The following is a 25,488-nucleotide window of genomic DNA, read 5'->3' as shown; positions in this document are numbered from 1 at the left end:
CGCGAGGTGCCATCCGGCATCACGCCCTTGCCCTGGGTGGCGCGGACGGCGCCACAGAGGTTGGTCTTGCCCGAGAGGCAGAACTTGCACTGGCCGCACTCGGCGGTATAGAGCGGAATGACGTGGTCGCCGGGACTCACGCTGGTGACACCCTCGCCCACCTCCTGGACGACGCCGGCACCCTCGTGCCCCAGCACCGCCGGGAAGTTGCCCTCCGGATCGGCACCGGAGAGGGTATAGGCGTCGGTGTGGCAGACGCTGGTGGCGGCCATCTTGACCAGCACCTCGCCGGCCTTGGGGCCCTCGACGTCGATCTCGACCAGTTCCAAGGGCTTGCCCGCTTCCAGGGCGACGGCGGCGCGTGACTTCATCAGGAAATTCTCCTCTTGTCGGATATCGGCACGGACATAGCCGACAGCATATCAGTTGAAGGAGGAAAGGCTCATCTTCATGCCCTGCCAGATAGCCATAAACGCCATCGGGCGCCCCGTGGGGCGCCCGATGGCGTCGTGGCTGCCGATGCCTACTTGAAGTTCTTGCGCACCATTTTTTGGATCTCACCGACGATGCCGCTGCGGAAGCTCAGCACGCAGACCACGAAGATCAGGCCGAGAATCACGCTCACCCAGTTGCCCAGCGGCGACTGGGCCAGTTGTGTCTGCAGGCTCACCACCAGGCCGGCACCCACCACGGGGCCGAACAGGGTGCCCACACCGCCCAGCAGGGTCATCAGGATCACCTCGCCGGACATGTGCCAGTGGGCATCGGTCAGCGAAGCCAACTGGAAGACCACCGTCTTGGTGGACCCTGCCAGGCCGGCCAGACCGGCGGAGAGCACAAAGGCCACCAGCTTGTAGGCGTCGACGTTGTAGCCCAGCGATACCGCCCGCGGCTCGTTCTCGCGAATCGCCTTGAGCACCTGGCCGAAGGGCGAATGCACGGTGCGCTGGATGATGGCGAAGCCGATCACGAAGACCGCCAGCACGAAGTAGTACATGCTGAAGTTGTTGCTCAGGCTGATCAGCCCGAACAGCTCACCCCGCGGGACGCCGTGCAGGCCGTCCTCGCCGCCGGTGAAGGGCGCCTGGATGAAGAAGAAGAACATCATCTGCGCCAGGGCCAGGGTCACCATGGCGAAATAGATCCCCTGACGGCGGATCGACAGCACCCCGAAGAAGGTGCCGAGCACCACGGCGGCGAAGGTGCCGATCAGGATGCCAAGCTCGGGGGTCAGCCCCGGATAGCTCGCCAACATGATACCGGTGAAGTAGCCGCCGGTGGCCAGGAAGGCGGCGTGCCCGAAGGAGAGCAGACCGGCATAGCCGAGCAGCAGGTTGAAGGCGCAGGCGAACAGCGCAAAGCACAGCACCTTCATCAGGAACACCGGGTAGACGGCAAGCGGCGCCAGTAGGCCGATCACTATCAGGACCAGGTAGAGCGTGTTGCGACGCAGCCGGGCATTACGCTGCCGCTGCATGGCCGGGGTCATTTGTTGGGTCGTGGCCATCAGGTCATGCCTCCTTGCCGAAGAGTCCCGCGGGGCGCAGTAGCAGCACCAGGATCATCACCAGAAAGATCACGGTGTTAGCGGCCTCGGGGTAGTACACCTTGGTCAGGCCCTCGATCAGGCCCATGGCCAGGCCGGTGAGAATGGCTCCCAGTATGGAACCCATGCCACCGATCACCACCACGGCGAAGACCACGATCAGAAGGCTCGAACCCATGGTCGGTGATACCGGATAGAGCGGGGCGGCCAACACGCCGGCGAAGGCAGCCAGCGCCACTCCGAAGCCGTAGGTCAGGGTGATCAGCAGCGGCACGTTGACGCCGAAGGCCTGCATCAGCGCCGAGTTCTCGGTACCGGCCCGCAGGTAGGCACCGAGACGGGTGCGCTCGATGATGAACCAGGTCCCCAGACAGACCACCAGCGCCGCCACCAGCACCCAGGCACGGTAGGTGGGCAGGAACATGAAGCCCAGGTTGAGACCGCCCTGCAGGGCAGCGGGTGTCGGGTAGCTCGAGCCCGACACGCCGAAGAAGTTGATCAGGCTGCCCTCGAAGATCAGTGCCAGACCGAAGGTGAGCAGTAGCCCGTAGAGATGGTCGAGATGGGCGATACGACGCAGCAGGTAGCGTTCGATCAGCATGCCCAGTCCACCCACCACCAGAGGCACCAGCAGCAGTGCCATCCAGTAGTTGAGCCCCAGGTACTGCAGGCCCAGCAGGGCAGCGAAGGCGCCCAGCATGTACTGGGCGCCGTGGGCGAAGTTGACGATCTTCAGCAGGCCGAAGATCACCGCCAGCCCCAGGCTGAGCAGGGCATAGAAGGCACCGTTGATCAGGCCCAGCATCAGCTGGCCCATGAACACCGCCAACGGCACCCCGAAAATCATTGTCATGTCATGGACCTCCCATCAGAGAGGCGGCGGCCGAGGCCGCCGCCGGTTCCAGCCGTACTCAGTTATTGACCAGATCGCACTGGCTTTCGGAGAGCGGCCGGTAGGCCTCTTCGGCAGGGATGGTGGCCTGGATGTTGTAGAGGTCCCACTCGCCGGTGGACTCTTCCGGAGACTTCACCTCGGCCAGGTACATGTCGTGGACCATGCGGCCGTCCTCGCGGATGCGGCCATTACGGGCAAAGAAGTCGTTGATCGGGCCATCGGCCATCTGTGCCCGAACCGCCGCGGCGTTATCGGTATCAGCTGCTTCCACGGCCTCCAGGTAGTTCATGGTGCTGGAGTAGATGCCCGCCTGGACCATGGTCGGCATGCGTTCGGTGCGCTCATAGTAGCGCTGCGCCCACTCGCGCGATTCGTCATCCATGTCCCAGTACCAGCCGGTGGTCAACAGAAGACCCTGGGTTTTTTCCAGACCCAGTGCATGGACGTCGTTGAGGAAGATCAGCAGGCCGGCGAGCTGCTGACCAGCCTGGACCACGCCGAACTGGCTGGCGGTGGTAATGGCATTGACGGTATCGGAGCCGGCATTGGCCAGGCCGATGATGTCCGCGCCGGAGCCTTGGGCCTGGAGGATGTAGGACGAGAAGTCGTTGGTTGGGAAGGGGTGACGGATAGTGCCGACGACTTCGCCTCCGTTCTCTTCCACCACCTTGGTAACGTCGCTTTCCAGTGCATGACCGAAGGCATAGTCGGCGGTGAGCATGAACCAGGTGTCACCGCCCTGCTCCACCACCGCCTTGGCCGTGCCGTTGGCCAGCGGATAGGTGTCGTAGACATAGTGGATGTGATTGGGCGTGCAGTGCTCGTTGGTGATGCTGGAGGCCGCAGAGCCGGAGATGATGGCCAGGGTGTCGGTGCCGTCGAGCAGCTTGGTCACGGCGATGGAAACCGACGAGGCCACCATGCCGGCCACGAGGTCGACGTTCTCCTGGTCCATCCAGCCACGCACGGTGTTGGCCCCCACGTCGGCGCTGTTGCGGTCATCGGCGCTGAACACCTCGATGGGCACCCCGTTCACCGTGCCGCCGAAATCCTCGACGGCCATCATCAGGGCCTCGAGACCGCCCGGACCGGCGAGATCCCGATAGGTGCCGGACATATCGGCCAGGTAGCCAATGCGTACTTCGTCGTTGCTCATCTGTGCCTGAGCACCGCTGGCCATCAGAGTGGCGGCGGCGAGGGCGATGCTGCTGGCAAGCGTCTTCTTGCTGAAGGTCATTGTGTCATCTCCATGGCCCCGGGGGGCTGACTTGTTGTTGTCGATGCGGGTTGCATTGTGGTGGATGAACTGCAGGGAGGACGGCGAGCCGTCATACCCCCAGCAGGGAGTTGAGGTGCTCGCGCCGCGAAGGCAACTCGGCGGCACTGATCTCCTCGATGATGCGACCGTGTTCCATCACGAAGTGGCGGTCGGCCAGCGGGGCGGCGAAGCGGAAGTTCTGCTCCACCAGCACGACGGTCATGCCACGTTCCTTGAGCTTGACCAGCACCTCGCCCAGCGTCTGGACGATGACCGGAGCGAGTCCCTCGGTGATCTCGTCGAGCAGCAGCAAACGAGCGCCAGTACGCAGGATGCGTGCCATGGCCAGCATCTGCTGCTCGCCGCCGGAGAGCCGGGTGCCCTGGCTGCGCCGCCGCTCGTAGAGGTTGGGAAACATCGCGTAGATTTCGTCGATGGACATGCCGCCGGAGCGCACCGTGGGCGGCAGCAGCAGATTCTCCTCGACATCGAGACTGGCGAAGATGCCGCGTTCCTCGGGGCAGTAGCCGATGCCCAGCCGCGGGATGTGGTGGGGCTTCATGCCCAGGGTCTCGTTACCGTTGATCATGATCGAGCCGTTGCGCCGACCGACCATGTTCATGATCGCCTTGAGAGTGGTGCTGCGCCCGGCGCCGTTGCGCCCCAGCAGGGTCACCAGCTCGCCCCGTTTCACATCGAAGTCGACGCCGTGGAGGATGTGCGACTCGCCATAGAAGGCGTGCAGGTCGCTAACCCGCAGCATTTCGGCACCGTCCAGGTCTTGGTACTCGGTAAGCTTCTCGGCTGCCTGGCTCATGCGCTGGCCTCCTCTTCTGCCGCCTCGCTGCCCATATAGGCCTCGCGCACCAAGGGATTGCGAGAGACCTCCTGGTAGTTACCTTCAGCCAGCACGCTACCACGCGCCAGTACGGTGATGCGGTCGCACAGCCGGCTGACCACGCTGAGGTTGTGCTCCACCATCAGAACGGTGCGGCCTTTCGAGACCCGCTGGATCAGCTCGACGATGCGGTCGACGTCCTCGGCCCCCATGCCTTGGGTGGGCTCGTCGAGTAGCATCAGGGTAGGCTCCAGGGCCAGGGTCGTCGCAACCTCCAGCGCCCGTTTGCGTCCGTAGGGCATCTCGACGGTCAGCACGTCGGCGTACTCGCGCAGACCCACTTCGTCGAGAAGCTCCAGGGCGCGGTCATTGAGGTGCTCGAGGCTCTTCTCGGATTTCCAGAAATGGAAGGAGGTCCCCAGCTTGCGCTGCAGGGCTACGCGAACGTTCTCCATGGCGGTCATGTGGGCAAACACCGCCGAGATCTGGAAGGAGCGTACCAACCCCAGCCGGGCGATCTCGTTGGCCTTCATGCTCGTGATCGGCTTGCCGCGATAGAGGATCTCGCCGCGAGTCGGCGGCAGGAACTTGGTGAGCAGGTTGAAGACGGTGGTCTTGCCGGCCCCGTTGGGGCCGATCAGGGCATGGATATGCCCTTCCCGGACCTGCAGGTTGACGTCGTCCACGGCGGTGAAGCCGCGAAATTCCTTGGTCAGCCCGCGAGTTTCCAGTATGAACTCCTGGGTCATGTTTCGTCCTCTCTGGATCGCCCGAGCGATCCGCCGTGGATGCTGTTGTCGTTGTTTTTAGCTGTTGTCGTTGTGCGGCGGTTCCGGCATCGAGGGCCTGGATGGCACTTTACGTTAACGTAAGCTAGAGGACTGACCGCGGCACGGCAACAGGAGAAGTACCGAACTCGACCAATGGTGTAGATGCCCACGCGATCAATAGCTTGCAAACAAAAACGCAACCCCCTTGGTAGCATCGCGCTTGACCTGGTCCAAGGCCAGCCCTGGCCGACTGGCGAATTCGTCGAGTAGGCACGCCAGGGGGCGAGTCGGTACAATGGCCCACTTCAGTTGTCTTGCTTGAATGGACCCGCGATGCCTCCCCATCTCCCGCACGAAGGCCCCATGCCGATCAGCTTCGCCGCCACCTGCCTGAGGGCCATCCTGTATATTCTGCTGATCACCGGCATCGCCCAGGGCGTCTATTACGAGGCCCTCTACCTGCCCGAGACCCGCTTTTCGGAACAGGGCTTCATCGAACTGGCCCAGACCGGCCTGCTGGCGCTCTCGACACTCCTGCTGCTCTATTTGAGGGTCGGACTTCGCGAACTGCCAGACGTGAGCCTGTTGCTGCTCGCCTTCGTAGCCAGCTCCCTGGTCCGCGAACAGGATGCCTTGCTGGATGTCTACGTCTTCGACGGGGCCTGGCAGCTGCTGGTGGCACTGATCATCCTGCCCAGCCTCTATAGCGTGATTCGTCACCGCCGGGGGTTCGCTGCACAGTTCGCGGGCTATGCCAACAGCCTCTCCTTCGGCCTGTTCACCGCCGGCTTTTTGACCACCTATGTGTTCTCGCGGCTGTATGGGCGTCAGGAATTCTGGCGTGCCGTGCTGCAGGAGAACTACCTTCGTGACTTCAAGAGCGCCGCCGAGGAAGTGGTGGAACTGTTCGGCTATGCGCTGATCCTGATCGCAATGTTCGAGCTGGTCCTGCTTGCTCGCCGCTGGGCCTTGGCGCGTCGGGCCGACTGACGCTCCTTACTCCTGGCGCAACAAGCCCCGCCCCAAACGCGACAAACCCCGCAGGCGATGCCTGCGGGGTTTGTCATTCGGGATGGGCACAATACCAATACCCTGCCGATCATGCGTTTGCGGTTACTCGTCGAGGAACGAACGAAGCGGCTCGGAGCGGCTGGGATGACGCAGTTTGCGCAGCGCCTTGGCCTCGATCTGACGAATTCGCTCACGGGTGACATCGAACTGCTTGCCGACCTCCTCGAGAGTGTGATCAGTGTTCATGTCGATGCCGAAGCGCATGCGCAGCACCTTGGCCTCACGGGCCGTCAAGCCGCCGAGCACATTGCGGGTCGCCTCGATCAATCCCTCACCGGTGGCGGAATCGATAGGCAGCAGGATGGTGCCGTCCTCGATGAAATCGCCCAGGTGAGAGTCGTCATCGTCACCGATGGGCGTCTCCATGGAGATCGGCTCCTTGGCGATCTTGAGGACCTTGCGCACCTTGTCCTCGGGCATCTCGAGTCGCTCGCCGAGTTCTTCAGGGGTAGGCTCCCTGCCCATCTCCTGCAGCATCTGCCGCGAGACACGGTTGAGCTTGTTGATGGTCTCGATCATGTGCACCGGGATACGGATGGTGCGCGCCTGGTCGGCGATCGAGCGCGTGATCGCCTGCCGGATCCACCAGGTGGCATAGGTCGAGAACTTGTAGCCGCGACGATATTCGAACTTGTCCACCGCCTTCATCAGGCCGATGTTGCCCTCCTGGATCAGGTCCAGGAACTGCAGGCCACGGTTGGTGTACTTCTTGGCGATGGAGATCACCAGGCGCAGGTTGGCCTCGACCATCTCCTTCTTGGCCCGGCGCGCCTTGGCCTCGCCGATGGAGAGGCGGCGGTTGACCTCCTTGATCTCGGTCACCGGCAGCTGGATCATCTCCTCCTCGAAGGCAATCTTGCGCTGGGCCCGCTGAATGTCACCACGCAGCGGAGCCAGACGCGCCGCGTATTTCGGATAGGCGGCGCTGAACTCGTCGAGCCACTCGGGGCTCGACTCGTGACCCGGGAAAGCCTTGATGAAGGTCTTGCGCGGTACCTTCGCCTTCTTCACGCACAGCTGCAGGATCGCCTTTTCCTGGGCCCGCACCTGCTCGACGCTGATGCGTACCTGCCCCACCAGTCGCTCGAAGTGCTTGGGTACCAGCTTGATCGGCGAAAACAGCTGGGCCAGACGCGCCAGCTCTTCCTGGGCCGCCTTCGATCCGCGGCCGTGGGCTTCAATGGCGGCCTGCGCCGCCGCGTTCTGCTCGCGAATCTGCTCAAAACGGGCCCGAGCCTCTTCGGGATCAGGGCCGCCGGTCGTCTCCTCCTCGGCCTCGTCATCCTCGTCGTCGGCATCGCCATCGGACTCGTCGCTGGGCTCCTCCTCGGGAACCTCCGCCTCGGCCACGCCGGGAATCCCCTCGTCGGGATCGATGAAGCCGGAGAAGAGGTCGGAGAGGCGCCCGGGGGCCTCCTCATCCTGGGTGGCATCATAGGCCTCGAGGATGGAATCAACGGCACCGGGCAAATAGGCCAGCGCCGACATCACCTCGCGGGTACCCTCTTCAATCCGCTTGGCGATCTCGATCTCGCCCTCGCGGGTCAGCAGCTCCACCGTCCCCATCTCGCGCATGTACATGCGCACGGGGTCAGTGGTACGACCGACATCACTCTCCACGGCAGCGAGTGCGGCAACGGCCTCTTCGGCGGCCGACTCGTCCGTGGAGTGATCCGACATCATCAGGGTGTCTTCATCGGGAGCCTCCTCGACGACACTGATACCCATGTCGTTGATCATGCCGATGATGTCTTCCACCTGATCCGGGTCGGCGATATCCTCGGGAAGGTGGTCGTTGACCTCGGCATAGGTCAGGAAGCCCTGTTCCTTGCCGCGCGCGATCAACTCCTTCAGACGTGACTGCTGCTGCGCATTTCCAGCCATAGAAACCCTATCTCGACGAAGAAGAATGAAGCACCTGAAGCACTGAGGCGGTGAAAACTCGATAAGCCGAACAGTATAGCGGGTGAAACCACGTTTCTGCCAGTTCGGTGTATTTGCGCGGTCACTCAGGTGTGTTAGGTTGTCAGGTTGAGCCGTTAACTGGCACTCAACTCTATGTGGTGATAATAGGAGAGAATTCAACCCTGCCGCCAACGTCCCGAGGCGGAACGGGACCTTACATCACCCCTTGAGCTCGGTCAGAAGTCCCATCAGGCGCTGGCGTTCCTCCTGTGAAAGCCGCTCCCCCCGCTGCTGCTTTGACAAGAGGGCGTCGACTTCTTCCTGGTGCGACGGCCTGAGGAGGTGTCGTCGAAAGTGCTCGATCAAGCCGTCCAATTCGGCGGCCCTCGCCCTCGGCGGGATAAGCAGTTCGCGACGCGCCAGCTCGGCCAGCCTCTCGCCCTCCGCTGTACCGTGGAAGTGAGCCAGCAGCACCTGGGCACTGCGATAGCGTCCTGCACGCAACAGCCGCTCCACCTCGTGACACAACCAGGCATCCGGCTCTTCCCCGGGATACCAGTCGCTCTCCTCGGGAAGACGCTCTACCAACCGCGGCTCGTGGACCAGCAGCTGCAGCACTCGCCCCATCAGGCTCAATGCTCCACCTGTCGTGCCACCCCTCCGCTCAGGAAGGGGCCGAGATGCCTCGTCGCCGCCGGAATCTGCCGCGAGGGGCGGCGACGCCTGGGGCTCTTCGCGGGGCGTAACCAGCGCCTCGAAACGAGACTGGTCGACGCCGGTACGCCGCGAGAGTTCCGTCAGCAGCAGTGACTTAAGCACGCCTTCCGGCAGCTTGCCGATCGCCGACAGCACCTGGCTGGCGAAGCGCTCACGCGCCTCGATCGCTGCCAGATCGCGCCCCTCGGCGGCGTGATCGAAGAGGAATTCCGACAGGGGACTGGCGCAGGTGATGCGATCCTCGAAGGCCTCAGGACCCTCCCGACGTACCAGGGTATCGGGGTCCTCTCCCTCGGGCAGGAACATGAAGCGTGCCTGTCGCCCGTCAATCATCTGCGGCAATACCGTCTGCAGCGCTCGGGCTGCGGCTTGGCGACCGGCCCGGTCGCCGTCGAAGCAGAACACCACCTCGCCGACCATCCGGAACAGCCGCCCCAGGTGCTCCTCGCTGGTCGAGGTCCCGAGAGTGGCCACAGCGTTGCGGATACCGAACTGCGCCAGCGCCACCACATCCATGTAGCCCTCGACGATCACCAGCCGCTCGAGCCGCGGATTGGCCTGTCGCGCCTCGAAGAGGCCGTAGAGCTCGCGCCCCTTGTGGAACACTGGCGTCTCGGGCGAGTTGAGGTACTTGGGCTTGGCATCGCCCAGCACCCGACCGCCGAAGGCAATGGTGCGCCCGCGGATATCGCGGATTGGGAACATCACCCGATCGCGGAAGCGGTCATAGGTCCGCCCGCTGTCCTCGCGATGCACCAGCAGGCCATACTCGATCTGCACGGCCTCGGTGATGCCGCGCTCCGAGAGGTGGCGCTTGAGCGCCTCCCAGCCGGCCGGGGCATAGCCGATGGCAAAGGCCTGCTGCACCTCCGGCGACAGCCCGCGCTCGGCAAGATACTGGCGGGCGGCCTCCGCTTCGGGCATTTTCAGCCGCTCACGATAGTAGCTGGCCGAGAGCTCCAGCAGGTTGACCCCCTCCTTGTGCTTGCGCTCGCGCGCCTGGGCACGTGGGTCGTCGGCCCCCTCTCGCGGCACCTCCATGCCGAGCCGCGCGGCAAGCTGTTCCACCGCCTCGGGGAAGCGAAGGTTCTCGTACTCCATCAGGAAGCGCAGGGCATTGCCGTGGGCCCCGCAGCCAAAGCAATGATAGAACTGCTTGTCGGCGCTCACGGTGAACGACGGCGACTTCTCCTGATGGAAGGGGCAGAGGCCCGCATGGTTACGCCCGGCCTTCTTCAGCTTCACGCGTTCACCGACTACCTCGACCACGTCGACACGAGCCAGAAGGTCATCGATGAAGCGCTGAGGAATCTGACCGGACATTCGGGCACCCTGCGGGAGACGCGGAGAGAGACCAAAAACAAGCGGCCACCGTTAGGCAGCCGCTTGGCGTCCCTCTTGAGACGGCATGGGCCGGAAGCCCCTACCGACTCCAGTACGGATCAATAGAGCCGTTCGAAACGCTTGCGCTCACGCTGAAGCTTCTTGGCGTGGCGCTTGACGGCGGCGGCCGCCTTGCGCTTGCGCTCTGCGGTCGGCTTCTCGTACTGCTCGCGACGACGCACTTCCGAGAGAACACCGGCTTTTTCACAGGAACGCTTGAAGCGACGCAGCGCGACGTCAAACGGCTCATTATCACGTACTTTGACAGAAGGCATTAAGCACTCACCTACCTTGGATAACTTGAGTTCGGTTTGTACGTACACCTTGTAAGGGCCTCTCGCCATCACGTAACGATCACCGGAATCGCCAGGCGAACCGGGACGATGCGAAAAAAGCGGAAGGCCACTCCTGGGTGCACGACCCAGTCTTGCAGCGGACAGTATTCTAGACGCCTCACCGGACTCGTGCAAATCGTTTCCGCACTGCGCCGGTCAGGCAAAACGCGTAGAATGCCGCCTTCCACGCACCACCGAGCCATCATCATGCGCGTACTCGGCATCGAGACCTCCTGCGACGAGACCGGCGTCGCCCTCTTCGACACCGAGCGCGGCCTCGTGGCCGACGCCCTCTACAGCCAGATCGCCATGCACGCCGAGTACGGTGGCGTAGTCCCGGAGCTCGCCTCCCGGGACCACACACGCCGGTTGCTACCGCTGATCCAGCAGGTACTCGACGAAGCCGGCCTGGCACGTAACGAGCTCGACGCCATCGCTTACACCGCCGGCCCGGGCCTGGTCGGCGCGCTGATGGTCGGGGCCAGCACCGCCCACGGCATGGCCCGGGCGCTGAAGATCCCGGTGCTCGGCGTCCACCACATGGAAGGTCACCTACTGGCCCCCATGCTGGAGGACGAGCCTCCCGACTTCCCCTTCGTCGCCCTGCTGGTCTCCGGCGGCCATACACAGCTGGTCGAGGTGCATGGCCTGGGCCAGTATCGCCTGCTCGGCGAATCGGTCGACGACGCCGCCGGTGAAGCCTTCGACAAGACGGCCAAGATGCTGGGACTCGACTATCCCGGTGGCCCTCAGGTGGCGAAGCTGGCCGAAGCCGGTGACCCCGGCCGTTTCCGTTTCCCGCGCCCGATGACCGACCGCCCGGGGCTCGACTTCAGTTTCTCGGGGCTCAAGACCCACACCCTGACCGCCATCCGTCGGCTCGAACAGGACGGCGAGCTCGACGACCAGGCTCTTGCCGACGTGGCCCGTGCCTTCGAGGAGGCAGTGGTCGATACCCTGGTCATCAAGTGCCGCCGCGCGCTGGATGCGACCGGTCTCAAGCGCCTGGTCGTGTCGGGCGGTGTCAGCGCCAACGTGCGACTGCGCGAGCGGTTGGAAGTCGAATGTGACAAGCGCAATGCTCGGGCCTACTACCCCCGCGGACGGTTCTGCACCGACAACGGCGCCATGATCGCCTATGTGGGAACTCAGCGCCTGATGGCCGGCGAGCACGACGAGCCAGGCATCATGAAGGCGGTACCACGCTGGCCGATGGATTCCCTCGGTAAGCCTTGAGCTTAAATGCCCGACTCATCTCCCCTGCCAAGTCGCTGGATATTGAGCACGTGGCGAGTTAGCACCAGCAGGGTAAAGACGATCACCACGCCGGCGAACTCCGGCGCCAGCCACAGGCTGAACAACGGCGCCATCGTGGCACTGGCCAGCGACGCCACCGAGGCGGTGCGCACCCGCCAGGCCAGCAGCATCCACAACGCGGCGCAGCAAAGCGCCACCCCAGGCGTGAGCACCAGCATCACGCCGAAGGCACTGGCCACGCCCTTGCCGCCCCGGAAGCGATGCCAGGCCGGGTAGCTGTGGCCCAGCAGCACGCCGAGACCCACCAGCCCCAGGCCCCAGGGCGGCAACCCGAGCCACATGGCCAGCCACAGCACCGGCATGCCCTTGACCACATCCACCATCAGGGTAGCCAGGGCCAAGCGACGGCCGTGCAGACGCAGGACATTGGAGAACCCGGGATTGCAGGAGCCGGCCAGCCGCGGGTCACCCACGCCGGCCAGGCGGCACACCGTCAGTGCACCGAGCCAGGTGCCGCTCAGATAACCGATCACCATCAGCGGCAAGACCAGGTCCAGTGACGCCTCCACGGGCGGCCTCCTGTAGAGTGAAACCATGATTCTGCCAGCCATGGACAGCGCGGGACAGGTCGGAGCCCCACCGGTGTTGCCAGAGACATGGCTGGCGTACAATCGGGCACGTGCAGGCGGACCGCAAGGTCCGCAAATTCCAATGGCCCGGGGAGCCCCGATGGATCTTGTGCTGATCGAAGCGCTCGAGGTGGACACCGTGATCGGCGTCTATGACTGGGAGCGCAGCATCACCCAGACGCTGCAGCTCGACCTGACGCTGGGCACAGATATCCGCCCCGCGGCCGCCGTTGACGACATCGGCCTGACCCTGAACTACGCCGCTATCAGCGAGCGCATCAACGTCTTTGCCGCCGAGCATGACGTCGCCCTGGTGGAGACCTTCGCCGAGCGACTGGCCGAGACCCTGCGCGACGAATTCGCCGTTTCCTGGCTGCGCCTCACCGTGCGCAAGCCCGGTGCCGTGCCCGGTGCCGCGGCGGTAGGCGTCTGTATCGAGCGCGGCCACCGGTTGGAGAGCGCCTGATGGCCCTGATTACCATCAGCATCGGCAGCAACATCGAGCGCGACCATCATGTGCGGATCTGCCTGGATGCCCTGGCCGCGACCTTCGACGCACTTGCCATTTCGCGGGTCTTCGAGAGCGAGCCCGTGGGCTTCGAGGATGGCCGCAACTTCTACAACCTGGTGGCTGCTTTCGACAGCGATCTACCGGTGGGAGAACTACAGGCCTGGTGCAAGCGACTGGAGTTCGCCAACGGCCGTCACAAGGGGGTCCCCAAGTTCAGCCCCCGCACCCTGGACATCGACCTGCTGACCGTTGGCGAGCTGACCGGCATCCGCGATGATGTCGAGCTGCCCCGCGACGAGATCCTCCACCATGCCTTCGTGCTGAAGCCGCTGGCCGAACTGCTGCCCGATGCCCGCCACCCGCTCACCGGACGGACCTACCGCGACCACTGGAGCGATTTCGAGACCGGCAGCCAGCGCCTCTGGCCAGTGGACTTCGTCTGGCAGGGCCGACACATTTCCACGGCAGACTGAGCCTCAGGACCTACCGTCGGGATCAGCGAGCGCACCGTCGATGGCCTCCCAGCGCCGCCGGGCCAGCTCCTCGCCCAGTTCGCACCCCTGGTAGCCTTCGGCCACCAACGCCTTCGGCAGAATCTGTTGAGCCAGGCGCCAGGCCAGGGCCAGGTCCTCGGCCAGCTGCGGGTCCTCAAGGCTCACCAGGCTGATCAACGGCGCCACCCGGTCACCGCGGCGCCAGGCGTCGATGCCGTCGAGCCAGGCCATTACCTGGGCACCGTCCAGACCGTGACGCGCCACCCGAGCCAGCAGGGTGCGAGTGCGGGCCGCCTGGCTGGCCAGCTCACGATGGACGCGGGGCAGGCGTAACCGCTCGGCCAGGGCGTTACGGTCCTCATCATCCAGGTGTTCCACCAGCCGGGCCCAGCGCCAGCGGGCCTGTAACTCGGCCTCGATGTCCTCCGGCAACCGGTGCAGGCGACCGAGCGCCTCGTCGAGAGCCTCAGCGTCGGCCGCGAGCTCGGGCATCAGCACCACCAGGGCGCCGCAGTCGTGCAGGACCTGGAAATAGACTTCCGGCCAGGGCTCGTCAAGCGCCTTCTCGGTCTCGGTCCAGACGCGCTCGGCCACCAGATGGGCCAGCTCGCCGCTCGTCACCAGCTCGCGCATCAGCAGACGGGTCTCCTCGGCGATGACGAAACCCAGGCCAGCGTAGCGGGCGAGGAAGCGCGCTGTGCGCAGCACCCTGAGCGGGTCCTCGACGAAGGCCGGCGACACGTGACGCAGTTGCCGTGCCTGCAGATCGGCCATGCCGCCGTGAGGGTCGACCAGAGTACCCTCCGGGGTCTCGGCCATGGCATTGATGGTCAGGTCACGGCGCGCCAGGTCCTCCTCCAGGGTCACCTCGGGGCTGGCATGGACCTCGAAGCCGGTGTAACCGTGGCCGGACTTGCGCTCGGTGCGCGCCAAGGCAAATTCCTCGTGGCTCTCCGGGTGCAGGAAGACCGGGAAGTCACGCCCCACCGGCTTGAAGCCCCGCCGGCGCATATCTTCCGGGGTGGCCCCCACAACTACCCAGTCAGTGTCCTTGACCGGCCAGCCGAGCCGGGCGTCGCGCACCGCCCCACCGACCCGGTAGACCTCTAGCCCACGCAAGTGCGGATCCTCCGTCTTGGGCTTGGCCCTGGTCTTGGACATAGGTCAGCGCTCCACGCGGTCGGGGTGACGAATCTGCCAGTCGGTGAAGCCGCCATCGAGGCTGTAGACCTCGGCGAAGCCCTGCCCGGCCAGCCAGGCCGCCGCCTGCTGGCTGGAGTGGCCGTGGTAGCAGACCACCACCAGGGGCGCCTCGTGCGACGCCTCCTCGATGAAAGCACCCACGGTGTCATTGTCCAGGGGACGGCTGCCGGGGATATGACCCTGGGCGAAGCTCTGCGGATCGCGGATGTCGACCAGCGCCAGTCCTCGTCGCTCATCGAGCCAACGGGCCAGGGTCGAGATATCGAGATGCTGGAAAGTCGTCATGGCAGCCTCGTGATCAGGGAAGAGGAAACTCAGCGCTGGCGGCTCGGAACACTGATGCGCCTGCCACTCTCGAGGTCCAGGGCGGTCAAGCGGCTACCCCAGACGCAGCCGGTGTCCAGCGCCTCGGCGCGCACCCGGCGCGCCGAAGCCTCGCCCTGTAGAGCAGCCCAGTGGCCGAACAGCAGCCAGGGATCGTCGTCTCGAGGAAACTGGAACCAGGGAGCGAAGCCCCCGGGCGCGCTATCGAGCCCCTCCTTGGCGGCGAACTCGAGACACCCGCCGGCATCGATGAAGCGCATGCGAGTAAAGACATTGATGATCATCCGCAGGCGGTCGATGCCGTCAAGGTCGTCGCGCCAACAGGCCGGGGTGTTGCCGTACATCCGCTCGAGGAAGGCGCCGGCTGTTTCGCCAGAGAGACGTGACTCGGCCTCGCCGGCCAGCTCCGCGGCCTGATCGAGCGACCACTGTGGCAGCAGGCCGGCGTGAGTCATGACGGTATCGTCCAGCCCCTCGGATCGCCGACGCACCAGCAGCGGACGCGACTGCAGCCAGTCGAGCAGGCACTCGCGATCCTGAGCAGCCAGGATAGCCGAGAGAGTGTCCTTGCGATTTTCCCGGCCACCACCGCGGGCTACCGCCAGCAGGTGCAGATCGTGGTTACCGAGCACGGTAGTGGCGGACTCGCCCAGCGCCATCACCTCACGCAGGCAGGCAAGCGAGCTGGGGCCGCGGTTGACCAGGTCACCGACGAGCCACAGATGGTCGCGACTCGAGTCGAAGTCGAGCTGTTCGAGCAGAGCAACGAACTCGTCGTGACAGCCGTGCAGATCGCCAATGGCATAAGTGGTCATCGCGGCTCCCTGGAGTCTAGTAGAGAGTGTCGATTCGAAGGGATCGGTTCGATGGGATCAGTGCACCTGATTGGGGCCGGCCAGCCGGAAGGGGGCCACGGCCACCTCGAAAGGACGCTGGCTGGCGGTGTCGACGCAGGTATAGGCGCCCTCCATCACGCCCACCGGGCCGTCGAGGATTGCCCGGCTGGTGTAGCGGAAAGTCTGGCCGGGAGCAATCATCGGCTGCTGGCCCACCACCCCCTTGCCGCGCACCTCCTGCACCTTGCCGCTACCCTGGGTGATCCTCCAGTAGCGGGCGAGCAATTGCACGCTGTGCCGGGAGGTATTGTGCACCGTGACGGTGTAGCTGAAGACGAAGCGCTGCTCGTCGGGCGCGGACTCCTCGAGGCAGAAATCCGGCGCCACATCGACATGGATGGTCTGGTCCAGCCCTTCCGGGGTGGTCAAGGTCATGAGGCCTCTCCTTGCCCGGCCGCAGCCAGGTGGTTGGCGATACGCACGAATTCCTCGATGCCGAGCGTCTGTGGCCGCCGTCCCGGATCGATGTCCAATGACTCGAGGGTCGCGGCGCCGATACGACCCTTGAGGTTGTTGCGCAGGGTCTTGCGCCGCTGGCCGAAGGCCTCTCGCACCAGGGTGAAGAGCAGCCCTTCGTCACGCGCCGGATATGGCAGGGTCTGGTGGGGAGTAAAGCGGATAATGGCTGACTCCACCTTGGGGCGCGGCACGAAGGCTTCGGGTGGCACCGTGAACAGTGCGTCGACTCGACAGTGGTACTGGGCCATCACCGAGAGCCGCCCCCAGTCGGGGCCGCCGGGCACGGCGGCCAGGCGGTCAACCACTTCCTTCTGCAGCATGAAATGCATGTCGGCCACGGCGTCGCCGGCCTCGAGGAGATGGACGATCAAAGGCGTGGAAATATTGTAAGGCAGGTTGCCCACCATCCGCAGCGCAGCGCCTTCGCCCTTCAAGGCCCGGAAGTCCACCTTCAGGGCATCGCCCTCGTGAATGACGAAGCCGGGCTTATCGAAGAACTGCACGCGCAGACCGGGGATAAGGTCCCGGTCGAGCTCGATCACCTCGAGATGGCCGCCGGCGGCGTCGAGCAGCGGCTCGGTCAAGGCTCCTTGGCCGGGGCCGATCTCCACCAGCCGCTCGCCGGGGCGGGGCCAGATGGCATGCACGATGCGCGAGATGATACGGGGGTCGCGCAGGAAGTTCTGGCCGAATCGCTTGCGGGCCTGATGAACCGGGGGGCGGGATGCCATTCAGGGTCGTCCTTCTATCTCTAGTCTTGGATGCGATATTGACATCAACTCGGGGCTAATCTGGTGACAACACCCGGGGTGCCGGACCATCGCGGAGGCACTGTGAATACATCCTTGTACGCTACCGACGCCCTGCGGCGCTCTCGCGTCCCGCTCCGCTCGCAGGTCCGGTGCTGGCCATCCATGGCCAGCCCGTTCGGAGCAATGCTCCTCACCCCTGGCGTAGGACCTCCTCTTCGGTCTATCCCCGGCGCCCCTTTAGGCACGCTGCGCCATCTCGACGGCCAGGGCCACGGCGACCCGCAGGCTGCCGGGGTCGGCGCGCCCCGTGCCGGCCAGGTCGAGGGCGGTGCCGTGGTCCACGGAGGTGCGCACGAAGGGCAGCCCCAGGGTGATGTTGGCGGCGCGCCCGAAGCCGGCATACTTCAGTACCGGAAGTCCCTGGTCATGGTACATGGCCAGCACCGCATCGATACCCTCGAGGTGGCGAGGGGTGAACAGGGTATCGGCGGGCAGCGGGCCGTCAAGGACCAGCCCCTCGGCCCGCAACGCCTCCAGGGCCGGAATGATCACGTCTAGCTCCTCGCGACCCAGGTGGCCGCCCTCCCCGGCGTGGGGATTGAGGCCGCAGACGGCGATGCGCGGTACCGACACGCCGAATCGGCGATGCAGGTCAGCGTGGAGGACGCGCAGCAGGCGCTGGAGCCGTGGCGCGGTGATGGCGTCGGCCACCTCGCGCAGCGGCAGGTGCGTGGTGGCCAGCGCCACCCGCAGGGCAGAATCTCCGTGCCAGCCCGTCTCATGGGCATGCAGGGCGCTGTCGGTGGCGAGCATCATCACCACCTCGTCCACCCCGCAGGCATCGCGCAGGTACTCAGTGTGGCCGGTGAAGCCGGCATGGCCGGCGTCGAGGATCACGCCCTTGTGCAGCGGGGCCGTGACCATGCCCGCGGCCCGGCCGGAACGGCAGGCGTCGATCGCGACATCCAGAGTCTCCAGTGCATGGTCGGCATTGGCGGTGTCGAGCACACCGGCTTGCGAGGGAGCCCGCAACGCCACGGGCCAGACCGGCAATAGCCCTTGGCGCGGCGCCGGCGGGCTCTCACCAGGCGCAAGTACTCGGATATCCAACTGGCGGTCGAGCATGGCGGCGCGCTCCGCCAACAGGGCCGGGTCGCCCACTGCCACCACCCTGGCGGAGAGCGTCCCGTCGGCCGCCAGCATCACCGCCAGCTCCGGCCCGATGCCTGCCGGCTCACCGCAAGTCAGGGCCAGCACCGGGGCGTCGCCCGGTTCCATCAGCGATCCGCGAGGCGGTTGTCGACGAACGCCCGGCTACGAATCTCCTGGATCCATTCCTCCATCTCGGCGTTGACCTTGCGCTGGAAGAGGGCCTGGCGAGCCTGTTCACGAGTGGCCCCCTCCTGTTCCACGAAGCGATCCACCTCCCGCTCGGAGATGTTGACGCGACTGGCCACCTGGCGCTGCTGCAGCTGGCGCATCATCAGTTCACGGCGGACCTGATCACGGACCACGGAGAGCGAGAGGCCATCGGCCTCGAGGGCATCGGCGAACTGATCCAGCGTCATGCCATTGTTCTCGGCGATGGACCGCACCTGGCCGTTGAGCTCGGTGTCGTCGACGCTCAGGTTGGCCTCACGGGCCAGCTGCAGCTGGATCTCCTCGACGATCATGCGATCCAGAATCTGCTCGCGCAGGACCCTGTCACTGGGAACTTCCTGCTGCTGGCGGGCGATCTGGCTACGCGTCTGGGCGACGCGCGCCTCGAGCTCGCTATGCATGATGGCGCCATCGTTGACCACCGCCACGATGCGATCCAGTGTCTGGCGACCCTGCGGCTGGGAATCCGCGTAACCGTCTTCCTGCGCCTGCCCCGCCAGGGGCAGGACGGCCAGGCAAAGAACCACTGCCAGGGTGGCGATATGTCGACTGCGCATGTCTCTCTTTCCTCTCGTCGTATCGAATGTCAGGGGGGCGAATGCCAGAGGGCGAAAATCAGCGCCGGCCGAAGGCGGTGGCCCGATACCCCGGAATCGCCTCCTCGAAGTAGCTGTCGGCCTCTCCACCGACACCGCCCAGCCCCTTGAACACGAAGCGCAGGAAGATCCCACGATCGGTGAGATCATCCTCGATGGTGTTCGCGGTATCGCTGTCGTCGATCCACTCACGCCAGACCAGCTGCAGACCATAGCAGCAGTCGTTCCACTGGACACCCGCCAGTTGCTCCAGGGCACGGTCGTTGGTGTTGTCGTAGAGCAGCCGGCCGATCAGGTCCAGGCGGCGACTGGCCTTCCAGGCGAACGAGAGGTCGACCTCCTCACGGTTGTAGGTGACCACATCCTCGTCTTCCTGGGACGGGTCGAAGCCTTGGAGTTGCCAGCGATAGCCTAGGTTCAGAACGTGACCGGCATCGGCGCGATACTCCAGGGCCAGCGAGGTGCTCTCGGTCTGCTCGAGATGCTCGTCATAGAGCCACTGCCAGCGCGAACGCCAGTTATCGGTGAGCTGCCAGTCAGCCCGGGTGACCAGCGGCGAGCGATCTCGCGTCGCCCGATAGTAACTAGTGAAATTCGCATAATCATCGCGGCCAGACTTGTCGGGATCACCATCCATGTCGATGGCACGATTATCCAGGTAATAGGCCTGCCCCACGCCCACAGAGAGCCGCTCGCGCCCGCTCGCATCTGCCAGCAGCCGTGAATCGAGACCCAGAGAGATGCGATTGAGGTCGCCCACCCGGTCGCTCCCCGAGAAGCGGTACGGAGACCACAGCTGGTTCCAGGAAAAGGCCTGTTCGGCCGTGTCGAAGTTCGGGAACTCAGTCTGATCCCGGGCCGGCACATAGGCATAGTTGATACGCGGCTCCAGGGTCTGGCGATAGCCGCGGCCGCCAAGCTCCAGCTCGCGCTCGAACACCAGACCACCATCAAGGGTGCCGACGGGCACGCTGCGGGTCAGGCCCTCGTCGCGCTCGGTGTTTCGCTCGCCGTAGTCGAGCTGGTAGGCGGTGGCGAGCCACTCGAGGCGCGGCTCCAGGTGGCCCCAGGGCTCATCGAAGCGCCAGCCCGTGGCCGGCGATAGATGCAGACGGGTTCCGTTGGCCGCCTCGCGAATGGACACCTGAGTCTCATCCACGTCTCGCCAGAAATGGGTGACATTGGAGAGCCACTGCTGATAGAAGCCGTTGTTTTGTGACCAGCGGGCATTGGCGGTCAGACTGGGCAGCCGGTAGAAGGGCTTGTCGCGGTCGAGCAACGGGTCGTCGAGTTTCTGGTAACCCTGAGCCCTGGCCTGCAGCTGCCAGACGTCGCCACGATGATCGAGCTGGGCAAGCCGTGGCATGCTGGCAGTATCACCCTCGCCGAAGCCGCGTCCGAAGTCCTCGAAGTAGCGTCCGTCGCTGGCCGCCCCGTAGCGCAACTGGTAGCGGGTGCGGGCATCGAAGCGTCCCGCATGGCGATAATCGAGGTACCAGCGAGCATCGCCGTTCTCCAGGTCCGAGGCGTCGGATGCATCATCCCCCGCCGCGCTATCATCGGCGATATAGGCCCCCTCGAACTGCCCCGCATCCTGCGAGAAGAGGTAGCGGACCTCGCCGCCCAGCAGCAGGCCGCGGTCGCTGATCCAGCGCGGCGTCAGCGTGGCATCATGGTTGGGGGCGATGTTCCAGTAGAAGGGCTGGGTATAGTCCAGCGAATCGTTGGAAAGGCCGATCGTCGGCCACAGGAAACCCGTCTGGCGACGTTCGTCGAGGGGGAAACGCACCCAGGGCCAATAGAAGACCGGCACCTTGCCCACCTCCAGCCGAGCGTGGGTCGCGGTACCGACGCCACGTTCGCGGTCGAGCAGGATGTCGCTGCCCACCAGACGCCAGAGGTCGCTGTCCGGCTCACAGGTGGTGAAGCTCGCCTCGGTGAGGCGATAGCGGCCATCCTCAAGGCGTGCCAGACGCACCGCATCGCCGCGCAGGCGCTGCTCATGCGCCACGTAGTGAGCGCTGTCTATGCTGGCGGCATCGCTGTTCAGCGAGAGTTCGGCGGCGTCACCACGTACCAGCAGGCCACTGTCGCGCAGTGTCAGTGGCCCCTCGGCATAGGCGGTCTCGCGGCTACCGGGCACGCGCACCCTCGGCGCCTCGAGCTGAGCCTCGCCGCGGCGCAGCAGCACCTCGCCCCCCAGGGTCGTCTCGCCATCTTCTCCGTAGTCGGCGCGGTCGGACTCGCTGGCGACCTTCTCGCCGGGCGGCGGCGGTAGCCGGTAGTCTGGCATCACGTAATGACCGCGACACACTGCGCCGGCGGGGCGATCGTCACCCCAGGGCTGCCAGTCCAGCTGGTCTGCCGACAGCGACTCGGGCGGCGCCGCCACCAGGGGCCCGCTCGCCAGGCCGGTACAGGCCAGGCCTGCCAGGGCCGTCCATGTCCACAAGAGTCGCTTGCCCATGCTCCACGATGTCCTCGGCGGGGTGAATCGGTATTATACAGGCCGCGTCCGGCCTGTCCTGCCGGCATGGGCCCTGCCATCGCCGACGATGTCGGGAACTCAGCATGCGGGGACCTCACGGGGCCGTCAACTGCACCCGCTTTTCTCACAGAAGGAGCCAGAGGACGATGCCACAGGCCACCGACCCCACGCGAGTAGACCGCCTGCGCCAGTGGGCTGCTCACCGGCACGCGTTCCCCGTGTCCGCCATCGCGGTGCGACTCGCGGCCGGCGACGCCAGCTTTCGGCGCTACTTTCGCCTGCAACTGCCCGACGGCACCACCCGCATATTGATGGATGCCCCGCCCGACCGTGAGGAAATCCAGTCCTTCGTAGCCATCGCCGAACAGTGGCGCTCGGCCGGCCTGCCGGTGCCGGGCCTGCATGGCGTGGACCTGGCGGAAGGCTTCATCGAGCTCGATGACCTGGGCGACACCCCGCTGCAGGAGTGCTTCCAGGGCGACGATGCCCCCGACACCCTGGCCTGGCACGAGCGCGCCCTCGAACTGATCCACGCGCTGCAGAATCGCGCCCCCGTCGAGGGCCTGCCCACCTATGATGCCGCCCTGCTCGGGCGTGAGCTCGACCTTTTTCCCGACTGGTGCCTCGGTGAGTGGCTAGGCATGGCCGCCCCGCCTGGCTGGGAGACACTGCGCGAGGCCCTGATTGCCCAAGCCCTGGCACAACCAGTGGTCGCGGTGCATCGCGACTTCGACGCCATGAACCTGATGGTGTGCGACCACAGCCTGTACCTGATCGACTTCCAGGACGCCGTGGCGGGACCCATTAGCTATGACCTGATCTCGCTGCTGCGCGGTCGCTACTGCCGCTTTCCCCCGGCCCGCTTCGCCACCTGGGTGGAGGACTTCCGGGGGCGCGCCATCGCCGAGGGCCGGCTGAAAGGAGACGTCGAGCCCGCGACCTTCCACCGCCAGGTTCAGGCCATGGCCGCCCAGCGCGCGCTCAAGGTACTGGGCATCTTCTGCAGGCTGACCCTTCGCGACGAGCGAGAGGGCTACCTCGAGCGGCTGCCACATTTCCTCGGTCACCTGGAGGACAGCCTCGACGACCTGCCCGGCCATGACGCCTTCCACACCTGGCTCGTCGACACCTTCCGACCGGCGCTGGCGGCGCGCCTGGAGGCCGGTACATGAGGGCGATGATCCTGGCCGCGGGACTCGGTACCCGCATGCGTCCGCTCACCGACCACTGCCCCAAACCGCTGCTCGAGGTGGGTGGCAAGCCACTGATCGTCCATCATCTTGAGCGACTGCGGGCGGGCGGTATCACCGAGGTGGTCATCAACGTCAGCTACCGCGCCGAGCAGATCATCGCGGCGCTGGGTGACGGCAGTGCCTTCGGGGTGCGCATCGCCTGGAGCCAGGAGGCAACACCGCTGGAGACCGGCGGCGGCATCCGCCAGGCGCTGCCGTTGCTCGGCAAGGCGCCCTTCCTGCTGGTCAACGGCGACACCTGGTGCGACCTGAACCCCGCCGAGCTGCCCGCTCTGGGCGACGACCTGGCACGACTGGTGCTGGTGGACAATCCCGACCACCACCCCCAGGGCGACTTCCACCTGGATGCCGACGGACGGGTGCATGCCGACGGCGAGCCACGCCTGACCTTCGCCGGTATCAGCCTGCTCGACCCGGCACTGGTGGCGGACGAGCCCCCGGGGGCCTTCGCTCTGGCGCCCCTGCTCAGGCGTGCCATGGCCGAGGGGCGCGTCGGCGGCCATCACCACCGCGGCGCCTGGATCGATGTGGGCACGCCCGAGCGGCTTGCCGAGCTCGACCGCCGCCTTCGAAGCTGAGCATAGGAGCCGCAGCTGCTATGCTGACTGCCTTCGCTTGATCACCCTAGTAGCAGCCTCCGGAGCGAGGGACGCCGGGGACAAGCCGTAAGGGAGGTCCTACGCCATGGACGGCGTCGGTAGCGTACAAGGATGTATTCACAGCGCCTCCCCGCAGGCTTGTCGACGGATCAGACCCGAGCAAGCTGCCTGAGAACCGAGTAAGGATGCCTGCATCATGAAAGCCAGCGTGAAATGGACTGATGGTCGTCAATTCATCGCCGAGAGCGGTAGCGGCCACAGCGTGGTGATCGACGGCCCACCCGACCACGGCGGCCGCAACACCGGCCCGCGGCCCATGGAGATGCTGCTGATGGGCATGGGCGCCTGCACCTCCTTCGACGTGCTGGAGATCCTCGAGAAATCCCGCGCCCCGGTGACCGACTGCGTGGCCAGCCTCGAAGCCGAACGCGCCGACACCGTGCCCAGCGTGTTCACCAAGATCCACGTGCACTTCACCGTCACCGGCAAGGGGCTGAAGGAGAAGCAGGTGGCGCGTGCCGTGGAGCTCTCCGCCGAGAAGTACTGCAGCGCCTCGATCATGCTGGTCAAGGGCGGGGTCGAGATGACCCACTCCTTTACCATTGTCGAAGAGTAGCGCCGAGCGCCGAGCGCCGAGCGCCGAGCGCCGAGCGCCGAGCGCCGAGCGCCGAGCGCCGAGCGCCGAGCGCCGCAGGATGATGTCACTGCCAATGCTGACGTCAACGAAGCAACCCCGCCGGACTCGACATCCGCGGGGTTGCTCGTTTGCTTCCTCGACACCTGCCGCCCGTCACTGAGCGGCTGGGCGCTTGTCGCTGCCCGAAGGGCGACTTGGCGCTCGGCGCTTGTAGCTTGGCGCTTTCAAAGCTTGTAGACGCTCTTGGTCATCACCTTCGACATCAGCTTCATGCCCAGCTTGATCGGGGCAGGGAAACGGGCACCACCGGCCTCCAGAGCCAGCTGGGCATGGTGGGCCTCGTCGATGGCCATCTGGCGCAGCACCGCCCGTGAGCGCTGATCGACCGGCGGCAGCTTGACCAGGTGATCTTCCAGGTGGTGGCCGACTTGCTCCTCGGTCGCAGCCACGAAACCCAGGCTTATCCGGTCACCCACGACGCCAGCGGTGGCGCCGAGGCCGAAGGAGGCCGCATAGAACAGCGGGTTGAGCAGGCTGGGCCGGTCATGCAGTTCCTGCAGCCGCGCATCGCACCAGGCCAGATGGTCGATCTCCTCCTGAGCGGCCTGCTCCATCTGGCCGCGCACCTCCGGCAGCTTGGCGGTGAGTCCCTGGCCCTGATAGAGGGCCTGGGCACACACCTCGCCGGTATGGTTGATGCGCATCAGCCCGGCGGCGTGTCGACGCTCCTCATCGCTCATCGGCGCATCGTGGATATCCGCGGTGGCCGGCGAGGGACGCGAGGGCGCCGCCGCGTGGGGCACCAGGGTCCTCAACACGGTATCGAACTGGTGGATCAGGTTGTCGGTGCGGGAAAGGGTCATGGCATGTCTCTCGAGAAGGCATCCGATGCGTCAAAAGCCCGGTTGCGCGCGGCGCGAGCCGCAGGGCGCCGGCTAGCCAGCCGGCCAGGTGAAGCGACGTCCGCCCATCAGGTGCATGTGAATATGGAAGACGGTCTGGCCACCCTGGTCGTTGCAGTTCATCACCACCCGGTAGCCCTCATCGGCGAAGCCCTTCTCCGCCGCCAGCTTCGCTGCGGTGTATTGCAACCGGCCGACCAGCGCCAGATCGCCCTCCTCGATGTCATTGAGGGTGGCGATATGCTGCTTGGGCACGATCAGCATATGGGTCGGTGCCTGGGGATTGATGTCGTTGAAGGCCAGCACCGCGTCGTCCTCGTAGACGATATCGGCGGGAATCTCGCGCTCAATGATCTTGCAGAACAGGCAATCCATGGGAGTCATTCCTCT

27 protein-coding genes are annotated in these 25,488 nt (G+C 65.4%); 7 read left to right on the top strand and 20 right to left on the bottom strand.

Features of this window, described 5'->3' with window-relative positions:
* The 6 genes from BMY30_RS07885 to BMY30_RS07860 form a co-directional block, all read right to left on the bottom strand.
* The coding region (locus BMY30_RS07885) for an alcohol dehydrogenase catalytic domain-containing protein (protein ID WP_170840096.1) at window positions 1–371 on the bottom strand (371 nt) is incomplete at its 3' end.
* A 152-nt stretch (window positions 372–523) separates the two neighbouring features.
* Window positions 524–1,507, bottom strand: a complete 984-nt coding sequence (locus tag BMY30_RS07880; protein ID WP_089712294.1) for a branched-chain amino acid ABC transporter permease — start codon at window positions 1,505–1,507, stop codon at window positions 524–526.
* 4 nt (window positions 1,508–1,511) lie between these two features.
* Window positions 1,512–2,399, bottom strand: a complete 888-nt coding sequence (locus BMY30_RS07875; RefSeq protein ID WP_089712292.1) for a branched-chain amino acid ABC transporter permease — start codon at window positions 2,397–2,399, stop codon at window positions 1,512–1,514.
* A gap of 58 nt (window positions 2,400–2,457) precedes the next feature.
* On the bottom strand, window positions 2,458–3,678 hold the full coding sequence (locus BMY30_RS07870) for an ABC transporter substrate-binding protein (RefSeq protein ID WP_089712290.1): 1,221 nt from the start codon (window positions 3,676–3,678) through the stop codon (window positions 2,458–2,460).
* 91 nt (window positions 3,679–3,769) lie between these two features.
* Window positions 3,770–4,516: an ABC transporter ATP-binding protein gene (locus tag BMY30_RS07865; protein ID WP_089712288.1), complete on the bottom strand. Its 747-nt coding sequence runs from the start codon at window positions 4,514–4,516 to the stop codon at window positions 3,770–3,772.
* Entirely contained in the window at window positions 4,513–5,286 is a 774-nt protein-coding gene (locus BMY30_RS07860; protein WP_089712286.1) for an ABC transporter ATP-binding protein, read from the bottom strand. The genes BMY30_RS07865 and BMY30_RS07860 overlap by 4 nt, the downstream gene beginning before the upstream one ends.
* Window positions 5,287–5,670: 384 nt before the next feature.
* On the opposite strand from BMY30_RS07860, the gene BMY30_RS07855 reads away from it, so the two are divergent.
* A complete protein-coding gene (locus tag BMY30_RS07855; RefSeq protein ID WP_089712284.1) occupies window positions 5,671–6,297 on the top strand; it encodes a hypothetical protein in 627 nt (208 codons plus the stop codon).
* Window positions 6,298–6,420: 123 nt separating this feature from the next.
* Here the strand turns inward: BMY30_RS07855 and rpoD are convergent, their stop codons facing one another.
* The 3 genes from rpoD to rpsU form a co-directional block, all read right to left on the bottom strand.
* The gene (gene rpoD, locus BMY30_RS07850) at window positions 6,421–8,262 is read right to left on the bottom strand and encodes an RNA polymerase sigma factor RpoD (RefSeq protein WP_089712283.1); all 1,842 of its coding nucleotides are present in this window, start codon (window positions 8,260–8,262) and stop codon (window positions 6,421–6,423) included.
* 240 nt (window positions 8,263–8,502) lie between these two features.
* On the bottom strand, window positions 8,503–10,323 hold the full coding sequence (gene dnaG / locus BMY30_RS07845) for a DNA primase (RefSeq protein WP_089712281.1): 1,821 nt from the start codon (window positions 10,321–10,323) through the stop codon (window positions 8,503–8,505).
* A 119-nt stretch (window positions 10,324–10,442) separates the two neighbouring features.
* Entirely contained in the window at window positions 10,443–10,658 is a 216-nt protein-coding gene (gene rpsU, locus BMY30_RS07840; protein WP_013333229.1) for a 30S ribosomal protein S21, read from the bottom strand.
* Window positions 10,659–10,925: 267 nt separating this feature from the next.
* Here rpsU and tsaD point away from each other — a divergent pair, with 267 nt between their 5' ends.
* Entirely contained in the window at window positions 10,926–11,954 is a 1,029-nt protein-coding gene (tsaD, locus tag BMY30_RS07835) for a tRNA (adenosine(37)-N6)-threonylcarbamoyltransferase complex transferase subunit TsaD (protein WP_089712280.1), read from the top strand.
* Between the two features lie 2 nt (window positions 11,955–11,956).
* On the opposite strand, the gene plsY is transcribed toward tsaD, so the two are convergent.
* On the bottom strand, window positions 11,957–12,520 hold the full coding sequence (gene plsY, locus BMY30_RS07830; protein WP_089712325.1) for a glycerol-3-phosphate 1-O-acyltransferase PlsY: 564 nt from the start codon (window positions 12,518–12,520) through the stop codon (window positions 11,957–11,959).
* A gap of 184 nt (window positions 12,521–12,704) precedes the next feature.
* Here plsY and folB point away from each other — a divergent pair, with 184 nt between their 5' ends.
* Both folB and folK read left to right on the top strand, forming a co-directional pair.
* The gene (gene folB, locus BMY30_RS07825) at window positions 12,705–13,070 is read left to right on the top strand and encodes a dihydroneopterin aldolase (protein WP_089712278.1); all 366 of its coding nucleotides are present in this window, start codon (window positions 12,705–12,707) and stop codon (window positions 13,068–13,070) included.
* Entirely contained in the window at window positions 13,070–13,588 is a 519-nt protein-coding gene (folK, locus tag BMY30_RS07820) for a 2-amino-4-hydroxy-6-hydroxymethyldihydropteridine diphosphokinase (RefSeq protein WP_089712276.1), read from the top strand. The genes folB and folK overlap by 1 nt, the downstream gene beginning before the upstream one ends.
* 3 nt (window positions 13,589–13,591) lie before the next feature.
* Here the strand turns inward: folK and BMY30_RS07815 are convergent, their stop codons facing one another.
* The 8 genes from BMY30_RS07815 to BMY30_RS07780 form a co-directional block, all read right to left on the bottom strand.
* Window positions 13,592–14,770, bottom strand: coding sequence for a tRNA nucleotidyltransferase/poly(A) polymerase-related protein (locus BMY30_RS07815; RefSeq protein WP_089712274.1), 1,179 nt, complete (start codon window positions 14,768–14,770; stop codon window positions 13,592–13,594).
* 3 nt (window positions 14,771–14,773) lie between these two features.
* A complete protein-coding gene (gene glpE / locus BMY30_RS07810; RefSeq protein ID WP_089712273.1) occupies window positions 14,774–15,097 on the bottom strand; it encodes a thiosulfate sulfurtransferase GlpE in 324 nt (107 codons plus the stop codon).
* Between the two features lie 29 nt (window positions 15,098–15,126).
* Entirely contained in the window at window positions 15,127–15,951 is an 825-nt protein-coding gene (locus tag BMY30_RS07805) for a symmetrical bis(5'-nucleosyl)-tetraphosphatase (RefSeq protein WP_089712271.1), read from the bottom strand.
* 57 nt (window positions 15,952–16,008) lie between these two features.
* Window positions 16,009–16,407, bottom strand: coding sequence for a Co2+/Mg2+ efflux protein ApaG (gene apaG, locus BMY30_RS07800; protein ID WP_089712269.1), 399 nt, complete (start codon window positions 16,405–16,407; stop codon window positions 16,009–16,011).
* The gene (rsmA, locus tag BMY30_RS07795) at window positions 16,404–17,222 is read right to left on the bottom strand and encodes a 16S rRNA (adenine(1518)-N(6)/adenine(1519)-N(6))-dimethyltransferase RsmA (protein WP_089712267.1); all 819 of its coding nucleotides are present in this window, start codon (window positions 17,220–17,222) and stop codon (window positions 16,404–16,406) included. The genes apaG and rsmA overlap by 4 nt, the downstream gene beginning before the upstream one ends.
* A gap of 258 nt (window positions 17,223–17,480) precedes the next feature.
* Window positions 17,481–18,521 (bottom strand): 4-hydroxythreonine-4-phosphate dehydrogenase PdxA, encoded by a 1,041-nt coding sequence (pdxA, locus tag BMY30_RS07790; protein WP_089712266.1) that lies wholly within the window; start codon window positions 18,519–18,521, stop codon window positions 17,481–17,483.
* Window positions 18,521–19,180, bottom strand: a complete 660-nt coding sequence (locus tag BMY30_RS07785; protein WP_089712263.1) for a SurA N-terminal domain-containing protein — start codon at window positions 19,178–19,180, stop codon at window positions 18,521–18,523. Before BMY30_RS07785 ends, pdxA begins: the two co-directional genes overlap by 1 nt.
* Window positions 19,181–19,238: 58 nt before the next feature.
* Entirely contained in the window at window positions 19,239–21,686 is a 2,448-nt protein-coding gene (locus tag BMY30_RS07780) for an LPS-assembly protein LptD (RefSeq protein ID WP_089712261.1), read from the bottom strand.
* A 167-nt stretch (window positions 21,687–21,853) separates the two neighbouring features.
* Here BMY30_RS07780 and BMY30_RS07775 point away from each other — a divergent pair, with 167 nt between their 5' ends.
* From BMY30_RS07775 to BMY30_RS07765, 3 genes are all read left to right on the top strand, one after another.
* Window positions 21,854–22,879: an aminoglycoside phosphotransferase family protein gene (locus BMY30_RS07775; RefSeq protein ID WP_089712260.1), complete on the top strand. Its 1,026-nt coding sequence runs from the start codon at window positions 21,854–21,856 to the stop codon at window positions 22,877–22,879.
* Window positions 22,876–23,538, top strand: a complete 663-nt coding sequence (gene murU / locus BMY30_RS07770; protein WP_089712257.1) for an N-acetylmuramate alpha-1-phosphate uridylyltransferase MurU — start codon at window positions 22,876–22,878, stop codon at window positions 23,536–23,538. Before BMY30_RS07775 ends, murU begins: the two co-directional genes overlap by 4 nt.
* A gap of 217 nt (window positions 23,539–23,755) precedes the next feature.
* Complete coding sequence (locus tag BMY30_RS07765; RefSeq protein WP_089712255.1) at window positions 23,756–24,175, top strand: OsmC family protein; 420 nt, start codon at window positions 23,756–23,758, stop codon at window positions 24,173–24,175.
* A gap of 245 nt (window positions 24,176–24,420) precedes the next feature.
* On the opposite strand, the gene coq7 is transcribed toward BMY30_RS07765, so the two are convergent.
* Window positions 24,421–25,059, bottom strand: a complete 639-nt coding sequence (gene coq7 / locus BMY30_RS07760) for a 2-polyprenyl-3-methyl-6-methoxy-1,4-benzoquinone monooxygenase (RefSeq protein ID WP_089712253.1) — start codon at window positions 25,057–25,059, stop codon at window positions 24,421–24,423.
* Between the two features lie 72 nt (window positions 25,060–25,131).
* Complete coding sequence (locus BMY30_RS07755; protein WP_089712251.1) at window positions 25,132–25,473, bottom strand: histidine triad nucleotide-binding protein; 342 nt, start codon at window positions 25,471–25,473, stop codon at window positions 25,132–25,134.
* Between the last annotated feature and the right edge of the window lie 15 nt (window positions 25,474–25,488).

Source organism: Halomonas daqiaonensis (assembly GCF_900109725.1).
GTDB classification, from domain to species: domain Bacteria; phylum Pseudomonadota; class Gammaproteobacteria; order Pseudomonadales; family Halomonadaceae; genus Halomonas; species Halomonas daqiaonensis.
This window is presented reverse-complemented; position numbering and strand designations above follow the sequence as displayed.

Coding starts and splice junctions, on each gene's coding strand:
- BMY30_RS07875 (WP_089712292.1), bottom strand. CDS start 2,399: ATGACAATGATTTTCGGGGTGCCGTTGGCGGTGTTCATGGGCCAGCTG.
- rpsU (WP_013333229.1), bottom strand. CDS start 10,658: ATGCCTTCTGTCAAAGTACGTGATAATGAGCCGTTTGACGTCGCGCTG.
- glpE (WP_089712273.1), bottom strand. CDS start 15,097: ATGACGACTTTCCAGCATCTCGATATCTCGACCCTGGCCCGTTGGCTC.
- BMY30_RS07775 (WP_089712260.1), top strand. CDS start 21,854: ATGCCACAGGCCACCGACCCCACGCGAGTAGACCGCCTGCGCCAGTGG.
- apaG (WP_089712269.1), bottom strand. CDS start 16,407: ATGACCTTGACCACCCCGGAAGGGCTGGACCAGACCATCCATGTCGAT.
- folB (WP_089712278.1), top strand. CDS start 12,705: ATGGATCTTGTGCTGATCGAAGCGCTCGAGGTGGACACCGTGATCGGC.
- BMY30_RS07870 (WP_089712290.1), bottom strand. CDS start 3,678: ATGACCTTCAGCAAGAAGACGCTTGCCAGCAGCATCGCCCTCGCCGCC.
- BMY30_RS07765 (WP_089712255.1), top strand. CDS start 23,756: ATGAAAGCCAGCGTGAAATGGACTGATGGTCGTCAATTCATCGCCGAG.
- BMY30_RS07785 (WP_089712263.1), bottom strand. CDS start 19,180: ATGCGCAGTCGACATATCGCCACCCTGGCAGTGGTTCTTTGCCTGGCC.
- BMY30_RS07755 (WP_089712251.1), bottom strand. CDS start 25,473: ATGGATTGCCTGTTCTGCAAGATCATTGAGCGCGAGATTCCCGCCGAT.
- rsmA (WP_089712267.1), bottom strand. CDS start 17,222: ATGGCATCCCGCCCCCCGGTTCATCAGGCCCGCAAGCGATTCGGCCAG.
- BMY30_RS07880 (WP_089712294.1), bottom strand. CDS start 1,507: ATGGCCACGACCCAACAAATGACCCCGGCCATGCAGCGGCAGCGTAAT.
- BMY30_RS07860 (WP_089712286.1), bottom strand. CDS start 5,286: ATGACCCAGGAGTTCATACTGGAAACTCGCGGGCTGACCAAGGAATTT.
- murU (WP_089712257.1), top strand. CDS start 22,876: ATGAGGGCGATGATCCTGGCCGCGGGACTCGGTACCCGCATGCGTCCG.
- tsaD (WP_089712280.1), top strand. CDS start 10,926: ATGCGCGTACTCGGCATCGAGACCTCCTGCGACGAGACCGGCGTCGCC.
- dnaG (WP_089712281.1), bottom strand. CDS start 10,323: ATGTCCGGTCAGATTCCTCAGCGCTTCATCGATGACCTTCTGGCTCGT.
- folK (WP_089712276.1), top strand. CDS start 13,070: ATGGCCCTGATTACCATCAGCATCGGCAGCAACATCGAGCGCGACCAT.
- BMY30_RS07855 (WP_089712284.1), top strand. CDS start 5,671: ATGCCGATCAGCTTCGCCGCCACCTGCCTGAGGGCCATCCTGTATATT.
- pdxA (WP_089712266.1), bottom strand. CDS start 18,521: ATGGAACCGGGCGACGCCCCGGTGCTGGCCCTGACTTGCGGTGAGCCG.
- coq7 (WP_089712253.1), bottom strand. CDS start 25,059: ATGACCCTTTCCCGCACCGACAACCTGATCCACCAGTTCGATACCGTG.
- BMY30_RS07865 (WP_089712288.1), bottom strand. CDS start 4,516: ATGAGCCAGGCAGCCGAGAAGCTTACCGAGTACCAAGACCTGGACGGT.
- BMY30_RS07815 (WP_089712274.1), bottom strand. CDS start 14,770: ATGTCCAAGACCAGGGCCAAGCCCAAGACGGAGGATCCGCACTTGCGT.
- rpoD (WP_089712283.1), bottom strand. CDS start 8,262: ATGGCTGGAAATGCGCAGCAGCAGTCACGTCTGAAGGAGTTGATCGCG.
- BMY30_RS07805 (WP_089712271.1), bottom strand. CDS start 15,951: ATGACCACTTATGCCATTGGCGATCTGCACGGCTGTCACGACGAGTTC.
- BMY30_RS07780 (WP_089712261.1), bottom strand. CDS start 21,686: ATGGGCAAGCGACTCTTGTGGACATGGACGGCCCTGGCAGGCCTGGCC.